Origin of the sequence: Paenibacillus flagellatus (genome assembly GCF_003217775.1) — a bacterium.
Classification (GTDB): domain Bacteria; phylum Bacillota; class Bacilli; order Paenibacillales; family NBRC-103111; genus Paenibacillus_AB; species Paenibacillus_AB flagellatus.
The window spans coordinates 396,699-415,112 of record NZ_QJVJ01000006.1 but is presented as its reverse complement, the minus strand read 5'-3'; the positions used below and the strand labels follow the sequence as shown (position 1 = coordinate 415,112).

Here is an 18,414-nt window from a genome sequence, read left to right as displayed (position 1 = left end):
AGGTACCACTCCGTTTCTTATCGGTTTACCGGTCGTATTCGTGCCGTTGCACTCAGCATAACCGATACCGGACGACGCCAAAACGTACCCGGGGTGGAGCCGCTCCAAGACCGGAGTCGAGGGGCGGAGCCGGACCCGGCGAGCGGCCGGTCAGCTTCTTCCCGACGCTGCCGAGATCCTGCAAGGCGTTTCCCGGGAATGGGACGATCGGAGAGGATTATGTAGATTTTTGTCGAATAATGAATTGATATCATAGAACGACACGTTGGCGGAATAACGGAATATGCCGTTCGGTCAAGTCGGTTCGGCCGATCGTTCAACATCAAGGGGGAGCCGGAATGGATAAACGGTACGCGTTCAAGCAGTTTCTCGAAGGGAACCTTCAACTGAGGCCGTCGAAGGCGAGGCTGAAGAAAGTATTGGTGAACGGGGTGCCGGCCGATGCGAAAGTGTGCGTGCAGTGCGGCGAGCTGAAGCCTCTGGGCGAATACCGCAACGAAGAAAAAGGGGTCGGCGGCAAAAAGGCGAAATGCAAATCTTGCCTTTCCGCGAAGCGGGTGAGGGGTTGACCGAATCGTATAGCGACGAAGGGGAAGCCGGGCGACGGTTTCCTTTTTTTTGTACGGCCGATTTCCTTTCCGCCCATAAAGAAGGTCGTACGATCGGCAGACGGCCGGTCGGAGGGAGCTTTGCGTTTTTTATCGTTTAGGGCATTTACACGCCATAAGAGGGAGGTTATAATCAAATTGCGGTATATTGTATCTTATTATGATACGACGTATCAAAATAATCTCCGGACGGTCGCGAATAGCTTCTTGGCCATGATCGCTCCAATCTCCGAACGTCCCGATACGCGAAGGAGGTGACGGTTCATTTTTGAACGGCATCTTTGTAAGCGCTTCATTAAGGCGTCTTATCCCAAAACGGAGGTGTGGTAGTATGATCAAGCAAGCAGCTGTCTCATTCGCCGCCGGAATGTTGTGCCTCGCGACGGTCGTCGGCGCGCTCGTCGCCGGACCGCGACCGGCCTCGGCGATCTCGAGTACGACGGAGCCCGACGTTATCGTCGCTTCCGGTACCCCCGGCACGTCCAACACGTACTTCCCCTCGATGGAACGTCTGTCCGACGGGACGCTGTTCGTCGTCTATTACGGCGCGAGCGCCCACGAAGGTACCGACGGCAAAATTATGAAAACGGTGAGCACCGACGACGGACAAACGTGGTCGGCTCCGGTCACGATGATCGACACGCCGGAGGACGACCGCGACCCGTCGATTATGCAGATGAGCGACGGCACGCTGCTCGTGTCGTGGTTCACTTACAACAATACGACGGCGAAACGGCAAGTCCGGACGGCGCGGAGCACGGACGGCGGCGCGACTTGGAGCGCTCCGGTCACGGTCGGCACGAGCTTGGCCGCGACTTCGGCTGTCACGTCGAAGGCGGTGGAGCTGAGCAACGGCGATTTGCTGCTGCCGATCTACGGCTCCGTCGCGAGCACGTCGGAAATGCCGCGTTCCACCGCCGTTCGCAGCACGGACGGCGGGTTGACCTGGGGCGCCTCGACGGAGGTTACGCTGGCCGAGCCGATTCCGGCGCAAAACATCGGCTTCGTCGAGCCGGTGATCGTCGATTTGGGCGGCGGCCATCTGTACAGCCTCCACCGCACGCTGAGGGAATACGACAACTATTACGCTTGGGAGAGCCATTCGTACGACAACGGCCTCACTTGGACGCAAGCGGCCCGCACGTCGATGAAGGCGCACTGCTCCGATTTGCTGCTTTTGAGCAACGGTCTGCTCCTGCACACGTGGGGGGACCGCAGCTTCGCCTTCGCGGGCGGCCGGCCGGTCGTCGGCAAGGCGATTCCGGTCGGCGACGACTGGGCGGATTGGCAAACCGTCGCGATTTACAAAAATTCGGGCGTCGGCGACATGAGCTACCCGAGCGCGGTCGAGCTCGCGGACGGCACGATATTCATCGTCTACTACGACGCGTCCCGCGGCTTCATCGGAGGAACTTACGCGACCGCGGCGGAGCTGTCGAAGGAAGACCCGCACGATCGGCTCGACCTGCTCTCCCTTTACGAGGACGGAGCCGTGCAGATCGACACCGACCTGACATGGACGACGTCCAGCCATCCGGAGACGGGCATTACGGGCGCGATCGACGGCAGCTTCTCGTATTGGAACAGCTCGTTCCGCGGCTCGAAGGCGCCGCCCGCGGCGCACTACCAGCTGAATTTCGACGATCCGGTGACGCTGCGGGCGATCGGCGTCAACATGAGGCCCGACTACACGATGAGCGGAACCGTGTCGGTTTCGAATGACGGCACGTCGTGGACGACGCTGCGCACGTACACGAACGTCGTCCAGAACAGCGGGGAGCTCGACATGATCGAGCCGGCGGCGCCGATCACGGCGAAGCACGTTCGGGTCGAGATCACCTCGTCGAGCCAATGGGCCGGCTTGACGGAGCTCGCCTTGTACGGAACGCTGCCGCCTCCGGGCGTCAAGCTCGATCTGCTCTCGCTGTACAACGCGAACCAGCTGGCGATCGATACGGACATGACCTACACCGCATCGTCCCGGCCGGGACTCGGAGCGACGGGGGCGATCGACGGCAATTTGACCTATTGGTATTCCGCCACGCGCAACTCGGCCGCGCCGCCCGCCGCCCATTATACGGTTTCGTTCGGAGCCACCCGGCAGTTGGCCGCGATCGGCGTCAACTTGAAGCCGGGCTACGCGGAGGACGCCGTCGTGTCCGTCTCGTCGGACGGCGTGACATGGACGCCGGTGGCGACCTATACCGATACCGTCCATCCGGAAGGGGCGGTCGACCTCATTCGTTTCCCGGCGCCCGTAACGGCCTTGTCCGTCAAGGTGGACATTGCCGACGCCGAAGGATGGCCGCTCTTGAACGAGCTGGAGCTGTACGAAGTGTCGCCTTGACCCGAAATTCCTTGCAAGGGGAGGCTCGTTGAGCGGGATTCCCGCTAGGGCGGCGATCACCGCTTACTACGAAAGCCGCCTTGCCCATCGCGGGCAGGCGGCTTTCTTCATCGGCGTTCGGCTAAGCTTAGTGCGCGTATGCGGTTTGGGCGGCGGCTCCGCCAAGCCAAAACTTTTTCAGCGGGACCATCGACTCTTCCGGTACGTAATATTTGAAGAAGTTCGGGCTGATGTCGCCGAGCAGCTGGCGCCGGATCGGGTCGGCCGCTTCGAGCAGGGCGGGCGAAGCGCGATGGTAATCGATCGGCCGGATCCAGATCGGGCTGTAGCCGATGAACAGCTGGCGGCGCGTAAACTCGGAACGGTTGTGCGAGCCCGCGTGCCACAGGTTTTGCGGGAAGATGAACACGTCGCCCGGCTTGCCGCACACTTGGATTTCGCCTTCGAGCGGCACGTTCACGTCCGTCTGGACCGGATGGAAATCGGGCATCCGGTGGCTGCCCGGAATGATTTTCGTATTGCCGCGGTCCGGCTCGGACATGTCGCTCAGGATGTAGCAAATTTTCACGTAATATTGGGCCGTCAGTCCGCCGACCTTCGGGAATTGCGGATGAGGTCCGTCCTGATGCCAGTTGATGAAGCTGTTCGTCGCGGTTTTCACGTCGTTCGGGTTCGGCTTCCGGACGGTGAGGTGAGAGATGTGCAGCTGGATGTTGTAGCCCATCAGGTTGACGATCAGCGGCAGCAGCGACGGATGGTCGATCAGCGACAGAATGGACGGATCGCGCTCCACGCTGTTGTATACGTTATACGCGAGCGACTCGGGCTCCTCGGCGATGATGCGGTCGATGGCGGCGTTCAGCTCGGCCACCTTCGCATCGGAGAGCGCTCCGCGCAGCAGCAAATATCCTTCTTCCTCGAATTGCCGGGTCAGTGCCGGAATGTCCAGCTTCATGTCGTTCATGTTTGCTCCTCCTTAGAAATTTACTCGTGTAGATTTTGGTTCGAAAAGAAAGGAGGGCCGGGAAGCCGAGTCCCTCCGATCCGATCGATCGTCGCTTCACTTTCTATTTTACACGGGTAAACGAAGATTTCAAGCCTTATTTTCCGTAGCCGAGCGCATTGAGCTGCTTCACGGCCGAATCGACGTACAGCTTGTAGTTCATCGTCGTCTCCATCGTCTTCAGGAACGCGTCGTATTCGGTCAACGGACGCTTGTTGTAGACGAACTTGACGAACTCTTCCTCCAGGTACCGGTTCGCGTCGGTCGGGGTGTAGCCGTCCGGCAAGTTGATGAACCCGTTCAGCACCTGCAGGCGCGGACGGCTGCTGGCGAATTCGATGACGTCGGCCTGACCCGCGAACTTCACCTTCAAATATTCCTTCTCGGGGCGGCCCGTAAACTGGTACAGCCACGTGTAGCCCGCTTCCTTGCCCATCAGCTCGGTGGCGACGAGCTTGTCGCCCTGCACGTTGTAATGCTTGCCCTCCAGACCGAATTGAACGAGGCGGGAGCCTTCCTTCGTCGAGACGTAGTTGAGGAGGTCGAATATTTTTTGCAGCTTCGCCTTATCTTTCTCGAGCGACTTCGGAATCGCGAACATGGCGCCGGCGTTGCCGATGTCGTACGAATTGTCGTACTGGCCGCCCGGTCCTTTCGGGGAGGAGAACTGCACCCATTCCGCCTTCGGATTCACCTTCTTGATCTGCTCGACGAACTGGTCCTTCGCAATGTTGGCCCAATCGATGAAAATAATGCCGGCCTGCCCCTTGATCGCTTTCTCTTGATGCTGCAAGCCTGTGTTGGCCATAATTTCCGGGTCGACGACGCCGGCCGAGATCAGTCCCTTGATGTAGGCGAGGGCGTCCTTCATGGCCGGGTCGTACAGCGAGTTGATCACCTTGCCGTCCTTCACGAAAAATTCGCCCGGGTTGGCCGTTCCGAACGCCCCGTACAGCGGAGCGAACGTGCTCAGGCTGCCGCCGGTAATGCCGATCGTATCCTTCTTGCCGTTGCCGTCCGGGTCGTTTTCGGTAAACGCCTTGGCGACGGTCATCAGCTCCTCCAGCGTTGTCGGCGCTTTCAACTTGAGCGCCTCGAGCCAGTCCTTGCGGATCCAATACGTGCTGTACGGAATGCCGGGCGCCTTCGGGATGGCGTACACTTTGCCGTCGACCGTTCCCTTTTTCACCGTATCCGCGCCGATGAAGTCTTTGACCGCCTTCAGCTCTTTATCCATGTACGGCGTCAAATCGAGCAGCAGGTTCTGCTTCTGGTATTGCTGCATCTGTACTTTGTTCACCCCGAACAAGTCGGGCAAATTGCCGGACGACAGCCGGACGTTCAACTGGCTCTGGTAGTCGTCGGCGCTGCCGTACGCGGTCATCGCGAGATCGATGTTCAGCGCCTTGTCGATCGCCTGCTTGACGAAATCTTTGTCCGGCGACGGCAGGCCGCTCGCGCTTTGCATCACTTCGAGCCGGACCGGCTTCGCGGGCTCCGAGGCGCCCGGCGCCGGATTGGCACCGCCCGGATCGGCGGCTTGCCCTTTGCCCGAATCCGAACCGCAGCCCGCCAATACGGCGGCGGCGATGGCGACGGACGAGACGGCGAGGGTGAGACGTTTTTCGGTTTTCAAGCTGGATCCCCTTCTTTCTGCATCGGAATGGTCAAGCTATATTGAAGCGGCATCAGCCGGGCGCCCCTGCAGGTCGACGTCCGGCTTACGGCCGGTTTCAACCTTTGATGGAGCCGAGCAGCATACCCTTCGTAAAATACTTTTGCAGGAACGGATAAACGACGATGATCGGCAGGCTGGCCAGCACGACCGCGGCCATCTGCAGCGTCTGGGTCGGCGTGATGTTCTCGACGTTCTCCATCGGCTGCTGCGCTTGCATCAAAATTTCGCGTACGATGACCTGAAGCGGGAACAAGCTGCGGTCGGTGACGTACATAATCGCCGAGAAAAAGTCGTTCCAGTGGCCGACCGCATAGAACAGGCCGACCGTCGCCATGACCGGCAGCGACAGCGGAAGCGCGATGCGCGACATGACGAGCAGCTCTTTGGCGCCGTCGATCCGGGCCGACTCGAACAGTTCCTCGGGCAGCTGCTCCAGGAAGCTTTTCACGATCAGCACGTTGAAGCTGCCGACGAGCGTGGGCAGAATGAGCGCCCATACCGAATTGAGCAGCCCGACCGACTTGACGATGAGATACGTCGGGACGAGTCCGCCGGAGAACAGCATCGTGAACAAAATCATGAGCAGGAACGCGCTCCGTCCCGGCAGCGCCTTCCGGCTGAGCGGATACGCCATCAGCACGGTGACGGTCAAGTTCAGGGCGGTGCCGACGACGGTGACGAAGACGGTCACCCCGAGCGCCCGCAGCATGCCGGACTCCGACAAAAGGGTGGCGTAAGCGTCGAACGTCACTTCCCGCGGAATGATCGGGAAGCCGCCGCTGCGGAGCACCTCGCCCATCGGCGTCAGCGACACCGACACGACGTACAGCAGCGGGAATATGGCCGCGATGGCGCAGATGGACAAGATGATGACGACGATGGCGTTGATGATGCGATCTTCCGCTCCTCTTACCATATCCCGTCCCCCCATCGTTTGGCAATTTGATTCGAGGCGAGCACGAGCACGAAGCCGATCGCCGACTTGAACAGGCCGACCGCCGCCGCCAGGCTGAAGTTGAGCTGGGTCAGTCCCGTGCGGAACACCCACGTATCGATAATATCGGCGACCGGATATACCTGGATGTTATACAGCACGTAAATTTGGCCGAAGCCGGCGTCCATGATATGGCCCAGGTTCAGGATGAGCAGCATGACGATGACGCTGCGGATGCCGGGAAGCGTAATGTGCCAAATCATGCGGAGCCGGCTGGCTCCGTCCACGCGGGCCGCCTCGTACAGCGTCGGATCGATGCCGGCCATGGCGGCCAAATAGATGATGGCGCCCCAGCCGAGATTTTGCCATATTTCGGAGCCGACGAGAATCGAGCGGAAATAGGTCGTCGACGTCAGAAACGCGATCGATTCGCCGCCCGCCTCCTTGATCCAATGGTTGATCAGCCCCGACGACTGCGAGAGGAGGGCGATCAGGATGCCGTAGATGATGACCCACGACAGGAAGTGCGGCATGTACGTCAACGTTTGGACGAGCGATTTGAACCAGCGGATGCGGCATTCGTTCAGCAGCAGCGCCATGAGAATCGGCGGCGCGATGCCGAAGGCGAGCTTGTACAGGCTGATGACGATCGTGTTGGTCAGCAGTTGGGAAAAGTACGGTGAATTGAAAAACGTCAGGAAATGCTTGTTCCACGGATCGGCCCAGTCGCTGCGCAATATGCCGTCCATGATGCTGAAATTTTTGAACGCGATGACGACCCCGTACATCGGGACGTATTTGAAGACGATATAATACGCCACGCCGGGCAGCAGCATCAGGTACATCGCTTTCCATTGCCACAGCCGCTTCAGCAGCCGGAGCGCCTTATCTCGGGGCGTGTCGGATCTCTCGTCGATCGGGCGGCGCGGCCCGTCGACGGCAAACGGTTGCTCCATTCGGCTTACCTCTTCCTTCCTTCGGGCGGCCTTGCACGGCCTTCCGTTCTTTGGTTGCGCTTTCAATTTGACAATTCGTATTATAGCAACCGGGGAAGCGGGCGCACTATGCAGCGATCTTGCGAAATTAGGCCGTATTCCGACAAAAAAAGCGTGCCGGGAGGGCACGCTGAGGCTGTCAGGAAAGTCGATGAGGAGACGAAGTGAAGGAAGGCATGGAGCAGCGGAATGCGCTCCCCTTCCGTTAAAATCGAGTTCTTCTTTTAATCGAGTTCTTCTTTTAATAGTAGCGGTTAGAACTCGATTTTAAAGCGAATGCTTCCGAAGCAAGCAATGCTAACGCATTGCTCTCAAGTCAGCCGCTTTGCTGTCCGCACATCTCCGCTGCCATATTTGGGATAGAGCAAACTACTCCGCCGCACTCACGGCCGGCAGCGTCAGGACGACGACGGTCCCCGCATGCCGCACGCTCCGGAAGCGGAGGCCGTACGGCTCGCCGTAGCGGAGCCGGATCCGCTCGTGCACGTTCGTCATGCCGATGCCGGTGAACCGTTCCTTCGCGGCGTGCGCGGGAGGTCCGGCGAGACCCGGCTTCATGCCGACCCCGTTGTCGCGGACGACGAACCGGAGCACGCCGCCGCGGACGGTGCCGCGGACGCGAATGTCGCCTTGGCCGGAGGCGGGGAGGATGCCGTGGAAAATCGCGTTCTCCACGATCGGCTGCAGCGTCAGCTTCAACACCTTGAGGCCGAGCGCTCCCCCCTCGACGTCGCACTCGAACCGGAACTTATCGCCGTATCGCGTCTTCTGGATCAGCACGTATTGGCGCAGCGCCTCCAGCTCCTCCTCGACGCGGACGAATTCCGACGTCCGGTCGAACGTGAGCTTGAGCACGCCGACGAGCGCGCGGATCGTGGCGCCGACCTCGTCGGTGCGCTGCTGCCGCGCCAAGCTTCCGATGCAGGCGAGCGTATTGTACAGAAAATGCGGCGAGATTTGGCTTTGCAGCACCTTCAGCTCGAGCTCCTTCTTGCGCGTCTCCATCCGCTTCGTCTCGTCGAGCAGGCCGCGGATGCGCTCCATCATCGCATTAAAGCTTCGCGCGAGCCGTCCGATCTCGTCTTCGCGCCGAACGGTGATCGACGGGACGACGACCATGTCGTTCACCCGGTCCATCCGCAGCGCGAGCATCCGGATCGGCCGCGTCGCGAAGCGGGACATGACGAACGCCGCAAGCAGCAGCGCCACGAACATGGCCGCTCCCGCCGTCTTGTAGTTGTCGTTCAAATCGGAGAGTCCTTGGTAAAAGTAGCTCTCCTTCATGAACAGGATGAGCGACCAGCCGAGCCGGTTTTGTCCCGACCGCAGCGTCACGAGAGGCCCGGCCGGACCTTCGTACCGGTCCGTGCCGATGGACAGGTCGTTGAACGAGGCGACGAGCTCGTCGGACAGCTCGGTGCGGTAGCCGCTTTCCCGGCCGGGCAGCAGGCCGGATGCGCCGTCGTGCAGGACGAGCCGGCCTTTGTCGGACAGCAGGACGAACGTTTGGTCCGGCGGAGAGAACTCGACCAGCTTCCGGTACAGCCGGTCCAGATCGAGCTCGACGACGGCGACGCCGACCCGCTCGTTGCGCTTGTCCAGCATCGGGCGGGCGATGGCGACGGTTCGGCCCGACTGCGGCGAGACGTAGGGCTGGCTCACCATCGCGGAGTAGTTCGGCAGGGCCTGCTCGACCAGCTTGGGCAGAGCCGGGTTGCCGAGCACTTCGTAGAACACCTGGGAGCTGCTGAACACTTTGCCGTCGGTGCGCACGATGTACAGCGTCTTGACGAGGTTCAGGTTCGTCTCCGCGGTCGTCCGCAAAAAGTCGGTGATGTCCTTCTCCTCCGACGAGGCGAGCATGTCGGTTCGGGTGGAGAGAAGCATCAGGATGTTTTGCCCGTTGTCGAGATACGAGTCGAGAAATTGGTTCGTCCGGTTCATGAGCGTGGCCGCATCGTCGACGATGCGGCTGCGGAACAGCTCGACCGCGCGATTGTAATTGCTTGCGGCCAGAACGGCGAACAAGACGAACGTCACGAGGAACAGAAGCAAAAACTGCTTCGTGGCCATGCTCCAGCTTCGGAACCATCGCAGCATCGGCTTCATCCTTTTCGGTATTCGGTCGGAGGGACCCCGGTATATTCGCGGAACGTCGAGGCGAAGTAGCGGTAGCTCGGAATGCCGACCGCAATGCCCACCTCGTACACCCGCAGCGAGGTCGTCTGCAGCAGCCGGACGGCCCGCTCCATCCGGCTTCGCGTGATATGGTCGTGGAACGAGACGCCCGTCTCGTCGCGGAACAGTCGGCTCAAATAAGCGGGGCTGAGGCTCACGTGCTCGGCGACGCGCGCCAGCGTCAGCGGCTGGTTCAGATGCTCGTCGATATACCGTTTGGCGTCGGCGATTTCTTTGCGCGTCTTGCGCCGCTGGCCGGATTCCGACTCGAGCTCGCGCACGAGGACGGCGACGAGCTCCTCGACGGATCCGGCGTCGGCGATTTCCTTCACGCCGGCGGACAGCCGGACCGAATCGTCGGCATGCTCGAGCCACTCGTGCCGCCACTCGGTAACGAGGCCTTTGAGCGCGTCGGGGGAGACGCCGTACTTGACGGCCCAACGGGGCAGCTCGACGCGCAGCAGCTCGGCCAGCTTGGGACGGTTGCCCTTGACGCGGCGCAGCTTGCCCGCCATGTCGGCGACGGCCGCCTCGTCCGGCTTCTCCGGGAACGGGGACGATTTCGAGAGGAAGACGAGGCCGGCGGGATCGTAGAACCGGAGCGGATAGGCGCGGACGACCGAGCGATAGACGTCCTGGAATTGCTCCGGCTGTTTGACGGGCTCTCCCAAAATCGCGTACAGCGCGGCCGGCTCGCCCAAAAACGAAAGCCGCTCGGTCAGCTCGTCGGCCATTTTTTTCGTAAGCGTTTCCAACGCGTCCCGAATATAGGCGGGACGACTCGCCTCCTGATCGAACACGAGCAAATAGACGCCGTCTTCGGCGGGAAGCCACGAGAACGGGGAATGCGGCCGCTCCAGCGCCGTCAGCATCGCTTCGACCTCCCGCTTCGCGAGATGCCGGCTTTCGCGCTTCGCTTCCACGTGGACCGAAGCGAGCGTCACCGGAAGCGAGAGACCGAACGATTCGGAGAGAACCGCCTCCAAGTCCGCGCCGTCGGCCGCGGGGGCGGACGCGATCCGCGCCATCGCCCTCGACCGTTCCCACCGGCGCTCCTCGATCTCGCCGCTGCGGATCGACCGGCCGCGCAGAATGGCGTCCTTCGCCTTGAGCAGCGCCCGCTCCAAATCGGCGGGCTCCATCATGACCTTGATCAAATAATCGGCGGCGCCGAGCCGTACCGCTTCTCGGGCATAGTCGAATTCGGAATGGCAGGTGAGCAGGATGAACGGAATGTCCGGCTGCTCTTCCTTGACCGCGCGGAACAGCTCGAGTCCGTCCATCACCGGCATCGTAATATCCGTAACGACGATATCCGGCGAGAAATCGCGAATGAACCGGAGCGCCTCCTCGCCGTTCTCCGCTTCGCCGGCAAGCTCGAAGCCGTGCGACTCCCACGGGAACAGCCGCAGCTCCTGGCGCAGCGGCAGCTCGTCGTCGACGACGAGCACGGTCAGCTTGTCGCGTGTCATGGCATCGGTCACCTTCCGTCATAGGGTTGGGTAGGCGCACGCTTCACGTTACGCGCGTGCTTCACGGGTGTGCGTTACCTTTCAGTTTACCACCGGACCGCGGCGACCCGGTATGCAGCAAACCGACACTTTTATGCCGCAATGTTGTCATTTTTGTGACAAGACCCGCCTTAGTCGCGGGCTCGTCCGGTCGATTGCCGAATGACGATCTCGTAATCCGCCGCGAAGCTCTCGAGCGGAGTCCCGTTTTTCAAATGCGCTACGATCGCGTCCACGGTGGCGTAGCCGATTCTGCGCCGGGGGTAATGGATCGTCGTGATGGCGGGAGACGTATGGCTCGCCATCAAAATATCTTCGCTGGAGGCGATCGACAGCCGATCCGGAACGGACAAGCCGCGGTCCCGGCAGGCGGACAGCACGCCGATCGCCATTAGGTCGTTCGCGCAGACGATCGCGGTGAACGGCAGCTCGTCCCCTTCGGCCAACCGGTTGGACATCGCGTCATAGGCCGATTCCAGCGTGCCGAAGGTACCGCGCAGCAGCCACTCGTCGCGAAACTCGAGCCCGCGGGCTTCGAGCGCCCGGCGGAGGAAACGGAGGCGGACGTCGTGATGCTTTTCGCGCAACCGGTTGCCCATGAAGCCGATCCGCTTATGGCCGAGACCGGCGAGGTGGTCGGCCAGCTTGCCGTAAGCCGCCAGCCAGTCGATGTCGACGAACGGCACCGACTCGTGGCGAAGCTCCGGCGTCATGATCGAGAAGAGGGGGACGCCCACTTTTGCGAAATGGTCGACCGTCTCCGTCTTCAAGCTTTGTCCGAACGCGATGATCGCATCCGTCCGGCCCATGAATATCATTTTCAAATTGTCCTCTTCCTCGGGAGCGAACGTTTGGAAAATGAGCGATTGCCCGTATTCGCGCGCCTTCTGCTCCAGTCCGAGGGCGATCCCCGTTTCGAACGAGTTGCCGATGTTGTTGAACAGCACCCCGATTTGGTTCGTTCGTTTCGTTTTCAGGCTGCGCGCCGTCAAGTTCGGGTTGTACCCGAGCTCCCGGATCGCCTGCAGCACCTTTTGCCGGGTCGCTTCCTTCACGACCGCCTTATTGTTGATGACGTAAGATACGACGGCGACGGATACGCCGGCGCGTCTGGCCACATCGTCTCTCGTAACCATGCGGATTCTCCCTCGAAGTTCGTGTACCTTCACGATATCGGGGGGCGCCCGCAATGTCAAGCGAACGGCGCGGCATGAAATTTACACCAGTAAATTATTTGCTTCAAAACGAAAAAAACGGTTGTCAAGCGGCCGTCGATTTGTTTATAGTAAAATCGTCTTTTGTTTACACGAGTAAAAAAAGAAGGGAGGGCCGCATTTCCGATTCTGAAAACCGGAACGCCCCGGTAATCCGGCATGCCGAAAGGCCGCAACGTTCGGATAATCCACGAAACGGAGGATGATCATTCATGAAAGCGGGACGATTATGGTCGCGGGCGATCGCCGTCTGCCTGCTGGCCGCCGCCATCGCCATGCCCACCGGCCAAGCCGCCTATGGCGAGGAAAGAACACCAAAAAATGTAAGCGGTAACATCGCGTTCGATACGGCGGGCAAGAAGCCCGACAAGCCCGGCAAACCGGATAAGCCCGGCAAGCCGGACAAACCGGATAAGCCGGGCAAGCCGGACAAACCCGGGAAAGGCTCGGATAAGGACGCGCTGCTTATCGACAACGGTACGCCGCGCGCGGATATTATCGTATCGCCCGACGCTTCCGACATGGAGCTGTACGCGGCGCAAGAGCTGCAGAGCACGCTGAAGGCGGTCGGCGGCGCCGAGCTGCCGATCTACCGCGGCGATCTCGATGCCGGGGCAACCAGCGTCTATTTGCAGCAAAGCGAGCTGAAGCTGCGGAAAAGCGGCAATTATCCGTTTTCCGTCGACTTCGTCAACAATACCGGGGTTACGAAAGCCGTCTACGTCGCGCCGGTTCCCGGCAACCCGTTCGACGTCGCCCTGAATCCGGGCTTCTCGCTCGGGCGGAAGCAAGCGGGCAGCGTCACCGGATCGGTGTACGTGCCGTCCTCGACGCCGGACGGCGTCTACGAGCTGCTGCTCCAGCCTACCGTCGACGGCGTTCCGGCGGACCCGCTCAAGCTCTCGATCGAGCTGAACCGGAATTTGCTGATCAACCCCGGCTTCGAGCTGTCGATCAAGGACGGCTGGTATTCGACGACGAGCGCGCCCAGCACGGACGCGCACAGCGGGATCAGCGCGCTGCAGCTGAAAAGGGGAACTGTGCGGACGACTCAGTCGATCGTCCTGCAGCCGGGGAAAACGTACAAGCTTTCCGCCTGGATGAAAGGCTCCAAATCCGGGACGGCGCAAATGCAAGTGCGCGAAATGGTCGCGCCGAGCACGACGAAGGCGACGTATGCGCAAACGGTTAACGTGACGACGTCTTGGCAGCGTTACGAAATGACGTACGTACAGCGGGCGGACACGACGTACGAGTTCAACTGGCTCGTCTTCTCCCATACCGACAACGCCCAGTCGCTCTTGATCGACGACATCTCGCTCGTCGAGGTGGAGACCGGAGCCGACGGTCCGTCCGGTCCGCCTCCCGTCGTGCCGACCGGCCCGGCCGACGACCGTCTGCGGATCGTCCTGACGACGACGGACCGGCTGTCCGTCACCTTGGACGTATACGCCGACTATGCCGGTTATTTGGAAGGCTCCGACGGGTTTGCGGTCCATAAATCCGGGAAAAAAGTCTATATCGCGGGAGACGAGCCAAGGGGCGTGCTGAACGGCGTCTACGACTTCCTCGAGGAAAACGCCGGCGTCTTGTGGACGCGGGCGTCCGGGACGGGCACGTTGTTCGAGCCGCAATCGACCATTGCTTTGAGCAAGACGAACTACGCCGAGAAGTCGCCTTTGAAGGTGCGCGGCTGGATGACGACCGGCAGCGGGGCGAACGGCGAAGGACACGGGGACTACGCCACCGAAGTGATGCTGGCCCGCAACAAAAACAACGCCAAAATGGCGGAGCCCGGCAATCGGCTGCTGTGGAGCCGGTTCGAGGCGACCGGCCTGACGCCGGTCATGCTCGGCCACAACCTGTCCTTCTGGCTGCCGAATGACGAATATTTCGCGGCCCATCCGGACTATTACAACATGAAGGACGGCAAATATGTGCCGCTTTCGGATTCGACGCAGATCAACTTTTACCACCCCGACGTCCCCGGCGTCATCGCGGGACGGGCGAAAGATTTGATCGCCCGCACGGGAGCCGAATATATCGGCATCGGCATCAACGATAACTCCAACTTCAATCAGGGCGAGCTTAGCGAGCAGCCTTTCGTCACGGAGGATGGCGTTGTCGTGCAGCCTGACGACCCGGCTTACCGGTCGACCGTCTTCTTCGCCTTCCTGAACAAGGTGGCCCGGGAAGTAAAGACGGCTTACCCGGACGCGAAAGTGGTCTCTTACGCTTATACGTTCACGGACACGCCGCCGAAGCTCGAGCTGGAAGACAACATCGTCATCGTCTACGCGCCGCTGTATGAGGACGCACGGAAGCCGATCAACACGACGGACGCCAGCAACCCGAACTATGCGTACAACGAGAAGCTGAAGGCGTGGGCGCAGAAGACGAAAAACATCGTCGTGTACAATTATTACGGAAGCTTCCCTTCGAGCGCCTACGAACGTCCGATCGCGGAGAAGGTTCAGGCGGATATGCGATATTACCGCGAGCTGGGCATTCTCGGCGTACTGCCGGAAACGACCGTCGATGCGGGGAACGAGGCGTGGGGCGTCAATGCGCTCCAATATTGGCTGTTCAACAAGCTGTTCTGGAACCCGGACGAAGACATCGAGGCGCTGAAGGCGGAATTTATCGCGAAAGCGTACGGGGCGGCGGCCGAGCCGATGGCCCGCTACTACGACTTGATCGAGCAGGGCTGGCAATACGACGAGGCGCAGCAAAGCTGGGCGACGAGCGGGGAAACGCTTGTCCGCCAATACGTCCTCGTAGCGGGCATCAAGGACGCGGCGCAGCAGGCGCTCGACGAGGCGTACGCCTTGGCGGACGCGCAGGCGAAGGAGCGGATTCGTCCGATCAAGGAGACGTTCGAGCGGATGGTGGCGATCGCCGGCGATTCGGTCAACGTCTCCGCGAACGCCGTGAAGACGACGTACACGAAGCAGCAGATCATGAGCTCGCTCGATTTCGCCGCCGGTCCTTGGACGAAGGTCGAGACGCCGGTTACGTACTTCAAAGATATGCTTTCGCGGCAGCTGCCCGCCGTTCTGACGAAAGTGTACTTGCTGTGGGACGACCAGTATTTATATGTCGGGTACGAGAACTTCGACCCGGACGTTACGAAGATCATCGCCAGCGACACGGCGCCGAACGAATGGTGGCTGAGCGGCAAGGACGATTCGGTCGAGACGTACTTGTCCGACGGCACGAGCGGAAGCAACGCCTACTACGCGTTCATGACGAACCCGAAGGCGCTCAATCTCGATTACAAAGGGCCGGAGCAAACCGCCGCCTGGAACGGCGTATGGGAATCGGCCGCCGAAATCAAGAGCGACCGGTGGAACGTCATTCAGGCGATCCCGTTCAGCACGCTGAACGTCACGCCGACTACGGATACGACGATCATGGGCCTCCTGTTCCGGAACTATCACCGGACCGGTCTCGGCCTCGGCCTGTACGGCTGGGCGGGCGGCTCGGTATGGAATCCGGCCGACTTCAAGCCGATCAAGCTCGTCGCCCCGCAGCCGTAACGCAAGCGAAAGAGGGGAAGCCGTTTCAAGCGGCTTCCCCTTATCGCGCTTGGCGAGGCTGTCGCCAGCCTCTCATCGTTCGTTGTGACGTTTCCGGTAGTCCGTGGCGCTGACGCCGGTCGCCTCCTTGAAGACGCGTGTGAACGAGCGTAGAGAGGAGAAGCCGACGTCGTAGGCGATTTCGGCTACCGACATATCGGTGGCGGTCAGCAGGCTCGTCGCCCGGCGGACGCGCAGCAGGTGCAAATATTCGAGAAAGTTTTTGCCGAGCAGCCGCTTGAACGCGCCGCGAACGGCGAAGACGCTGACGCCGAACCGGGCCGCGACCTCCTCGAGCGAGATCGATTCGTCGAGAAAATGCGTATTGACGTACTTCACGATGTCCCATTCGCCGGGCCGGGAGGCGGCGGGCGGGTCGAAGGCGGCGAATCCCGGATGGTTGCGGAAGTACAAATAAATCGCTTCCAACAGCTTGATCCGCATGAAGCCCGCCTTGCCCGGCGACTCGGAGCCGTACTCCGCTTCGAGCGCGAACAGAACGGATCGCAGCGCCTCGAACGGGCCGGCCGGGAGATCGTAGAACGGCGCCGTATCGTCGGACAGCTTCACGAGCCACCGGCCGACCTCGGCGAAGTCCGACTGGAACAGCACGTTCATGTCGAACATGCAGCAAAACTTGTGCAGCGGCTTCCCCTCGTCCAGCTTCAAGGCGTGCAGATGGTACGGGAGCAGCAGGCAGATGCTGCCGGGCTTCAGCCGATGCTCCGCTCCGTTCACGATTTCCGTTCCTTGCCCTTCGGTGACGAGCGATATTTCCACAAATTCGTGATGATGGTTCGGGTAGCTGCTGCGGACGGGATAATGGGTAATGAACAGCGGCAGCTCGCCTTTTTTGAACGTATTCAACCGCAGACTGTCCTGGAATATGGGAAAATGGGTCATCGCGTTCCTCGCTCCTCGCATGCCGCGCCGATCGTTTCCGTTGCCCCCATTGTAGCAAATTTTTGGCCTGTTTTCCTTCACGAAATGGCGCGTAACCGGTTACGTGCGATTTTATAATGAACGCAAACGGGCAAAAGGAGCGTATCGCGAGATGAGTCAAGAGACGTTGGCGATTCACGGGGGACCGAAGACGAAGACGACGCCGTTCGGGACGGGCCGCCGGTTCGGGCTGGACGAGGCGAAGGAGCTGCTGGAGGCGCTGGAGCAAAATACGCTGTTCTATCATTTCGGCGGCAAAGTGAAAAAGTTTCTGAGCGATTTCAACGAGCTGTACGGGGTGAAGTACAGCGTCGCGACGACGTCGGGGACGGCCTCGATCCATGTCGCGCTCGGCGCGGCTGGCGTCTCCGTCGGGGACGAGGTCATCACGAGTCCGATCACGGACCAAGGGACGCTGATCGGCATTTTGTACCAGAACGCCATTCCGGTGTTCGCCGACCTCGATCCGAATACGTACAACATGGACCCGGCATCGATCGAATCCCGCATCACGCCGCGGACGAAGGCGATTCTGGTCGTTCATTTGGCGGGCAACCCGGCCGACATGGATGCGATCATGGCGGTCGCGCGGAAGCATAACGTGAAGGTGATCGAGGACTGCGCGCAAAGCTATTTGACGAAATACAAAGGGCGGCTTGCCGGTACGATCGGCGATTACGGCTGCTTCAGCACGAACGATTTCAAGCACATCTCGACCGGCGACGGCGGCATCGTCACGGTCAACTCCGGCGACGAGCAGGATTTCTTGACGACGCACGCGTTCGCGGACAAAAACTTCAAGCGGTTCGGCGATACCGTCATGAAAGATTTGCATTATGTCGCGCCGAACTACCGGATGACCGAGCTGCAGGGCGCGGTCGGCATCGCGCAGCTGAAGAAGCTGCCGTGGATTTGCGAAACCCGACGCCGGTACGGCGACCGGATTACGGCGGGCATCAGCGGCTTGCCCGGCATCGAGCCGCACAAGGTGGAGGCCGGCAACGAGAGCACGTATTGGTTCTACATGATGCGCATCGACGAATCGAAGCTGACGTGCACGCGCAAGGAATTCAGCGAGGCGCTGGCGGCGGAAGGCATCCCGAATACGCCGGGCTACATCGCGACGGTCATGTACATGCAGCCGCTGTTCCAGAAGCGGCAGGCGTACCTCGGCAGCCATTTCCCGTTCGACTTGACGGGGATTACGTATAACGAGGGGGATTGCCCGAACGCGGAGGCGATATTGGAGACGGCGATCCGGTTCGGCGTGAACGAGTTCTATACCGAGCAGGACGTCGAGGATATCGTCCGGGCGATTCGCAAAGTGGCGAACCATTTCGCCAAAGTGCCGGCCCTTTAATAGTAGAAAACGAAAATCCCGCCCGTTCATGCGCGTTAGGCGCAACGGGCGGGATTCGTTTCGTCG

General features: G+C 60.7%; 12 protein-coding genes. 4 read left to right on the top strand and 8 right to left on the bottom strand.

Translation table 11 applies throughout. The features are described 5' to 3' along the window. Positions 1-338: 338 nt before the first annotated feature. The gene (locus DLM86_RS15970) at positions 339-569 is read left to right on the top strand and encodes a hypothetical protein (protein WP_110841023.1); all 231 of its coding nucleotides are present in this window, start codon (positions 339-341) and stop codon (positions 567-569) included. 370 nt (positions 570-939) lie between these two features. Next, on the top strand, positions 940-2,955 hold the full coding sequence (locus DLM86_RS15965) for an exo-alpha-sialidase (RefSeq protein ID WP_110841022.1): 2,016 nt from the start codon (positions 940-942) through the stop codon (positions 2,953-2,955). Between the two features lie 127 nt (positions 2,956-3,082). On the opposite strand, the gene DLM86_RS15960 is transcribed toward DLM86_RS15965, so the two are convergent. The 7 genes from DLM86_RS15960 to DLM86_RS15930 form a co-directional block, all read right to left on the bottom strand. Continuing rightward, positions 3,083-3,919 carry a phytanoyl-CoA dioxygenase family protein gene (locus DLM86_RS15960; protein WP_110841021.1) on the bottom strand — a complete coding sequence of 279 codons (837 nt, stop codon included), beginning with the start codon at positions 3,917-3,919 and terminating at the stop codon, positions 3,083-3,085. Between the two features lie 136 nt (positions 3,920-4,055). Further along, complete coding sequence (locus DLM86_RS15955) at positions 4,056-5,594, bottom strand: extracellular solute-binding protein (RefSeq protein WP_110841020.1); 1,539 nt, start codon at positions 5,592-5,594, stop codon at positions 4,056-4,058. Between the two features lie 97 nt (positions 5,595-5,691). Further along, positions 5,692-6,552 (bottom strand): carbohydrate ABC transporter permease, encoded by an 861-nt coding sequence (locus tag DLM86_RS15950; RefSeq protein WP_110841019.1) that lies wholly within the window; start codon positions 6,550-6,552, stop codon positions 5,692-5,694. Then, positions 6,546-7,526 carry an ABC transporter permease gene (locus DLM86_RS15945; RefSeq protein WP_110841018.1) on the bottom strand — a complete coding sequence of 327 codons (981 nt, stop codon included), beginning with the start codon at positions 7,524-7,526 and terminating at the stop codon, positions 6,546-6,548. Before DLM86_RS15945 ends, DLM86_RS15950 begins: the two co-directional genes overlap by 7 nt. 408 nt (positions 7,527-7,934) lie before the next feature. Then, a complete protein-coding gene (locus DLM86_RS15940) occupies positions 7,935-9,665 on the bottom strand; it encodes a cache domain-containing sensor histidine kinase (protein WP_245954618.1) in 1,731 nt (576 codons plus the stop codon). Positions 9,666-9,670: 5 nt separating this feature from the next. Continuing rightward, positions 9,671-11,215 (bottom strand): response regulator, encoded by a 1,545-nt coding sequence (locus DLM86_RS15935; RefSeq protein ID WP_110841016.1) that lies wholly within the window; start codon positions 11,213-11,215, stop codon positions 9,671-9,673. A gap of 170 nt (positions 11,216-11,385) precedes the next feature. Further along, positions 11,386-12,390, bottom strand: coding sequence for a LacI family DNA-binding transcriptional regulator (locus DLM86_RS15930; protein ID WP_110841015.1), 1,005 nt, complete (start codon positions 12,388-12,390; stop codon positions 11,386-11,388). A gap of 290 nt (positions 12,391-12,680) precedes the next feature. Here DLM86_RS15930 and DLM86_RS15920 point away from each other — a divergent pair, with 290 nt between their 5' ends. Then, positions 12,681-16,007: a DUF4838 domain-containing protein gene (locus DLM86_RS15920; protein WP_211326541.1), complete on the top strand. Its 3,327-nt coding sequence runs from the start codon at positions 12,681-12,683 to the stop codon at positions 16,005-16,007. A gap of 72 nt (positions 16,008-16,079) precedes the next feature. Here the strand turns inward: DLM86_RS15920 and DLM86_RS15915 are convergent, their stop codons facing one another. Next, positions 16,080-16,949 carry a helix-turn-helix transcriptional regulator gene (locus DLM86_RS15915; protein WP_158289493.1) on the bottom strand — a complete coding sequence of 290 codons (870 nt, stop codon included), beginning with the start codon at positions 16,947-16,949 and terminating at the stop codon, positions 16,080-16,082. A gap of 151 nt (positions 16,950-17,100) precedes the next feature. Here DLM86_RS15915 and DLM86_RS15910 point away from each other — a divergent pair, with 151 nt between their 5' ends. Further along, a complete protein-coding gene (locus tag DLM86_RS15910; RefSeq protein ID WP_110841011.1) occupies positions 17,101-18,348 on the top strand; it encodes a DegT/DnrJ/EryC1/StrS family aminotransferase in 1,248 nt (415 codons plus the stop codon). The last annotated feature ends 66 nt before the right edge of the window (positions 18,349-18,414 follow it).

Excerpts from the sequence above, each read along its gene's own strand:
- DLM86_RS15920 (WP_211326541.1), top strand. The coding sequence starts at position 12,681 with ATGAAAGCGGGACGATTATGGTCGCGGGCGATCGCCGTCTGCCTGCTG.
- DLM86_RS15945 (WP_110841018.1), bottom strand. The coding sequence starts at position 7,526 with ATGGAGCAACCGTTTGCCGTCGACGGGCCGCGCCGCCCGATCGACGAG.
- DLM86_RS15940 (WP_245954618.1), bottom strand. The coding sequence starts at position 9,665 with ATGCTGCGATGGTTCCGAAGCTGGAGCATGGCCACGAAGCAGTTTTTG.
- DLM86_RS15915 (WP_158289493.1), bottom strand. The coding sequence starts at position 16,949 with ATGACCCATTTTCCCATATTCCAGGACAGTCTGCGGTTGAATACGTTC.
- DLM86_RS15970 (WP_110841023.1), top strand. The coding sequence starts at position 339 with ATGGATAAACGGTACGCGTTCAAGCAGTTTCTCGAAGGGAACCTTCAA.
- DLM86_RS15965 (WP_110841022.1), top strand. The coding sequence starts at position 940 with ATGATCAAGCAAGCAGCTGTCTCATTCGCCGCCGGAATGTTGTGCCTC.
- DLM86_RS15935 (WP_110841016.1), bottom strand. The coding sequence starts at position 11,215 with ATGACACGCGACAAGCTGACCGTGCTCGTCGTCGACGACGAGCTGCCG.
- DLM86_RS15950 (WP_110841019.1), bottom strand. The coding sequence starts at position 6,552 with ATGGTAAGAGGAGCGGAAGATCGCATCATCAACGCCATCGTCGTCATC.
- DLM86_RS15960 (WP_110841021.1), bottom strand. The coding sequence starts at position 3,919 with ATGAACGACATGAAGCTGGACATTCCGGCACTGACCCGGCAATTCGAG.
- DLM86_RS15910 (WP_110841011.1), top strand. The coding sequence starts at position 17,101 with ATGAGTCAAGAGACGTTGGCGATTCACGGGGGACCGAAGACGAAGACG.
- DLM86_RS15930 (WP_110841015.1), bottom strand. The coding sequence starts at position 12,390 with ATGGTTACGAGAGACGATGTGGCCAGACGCGCCGGCGTATCCGTCGCC.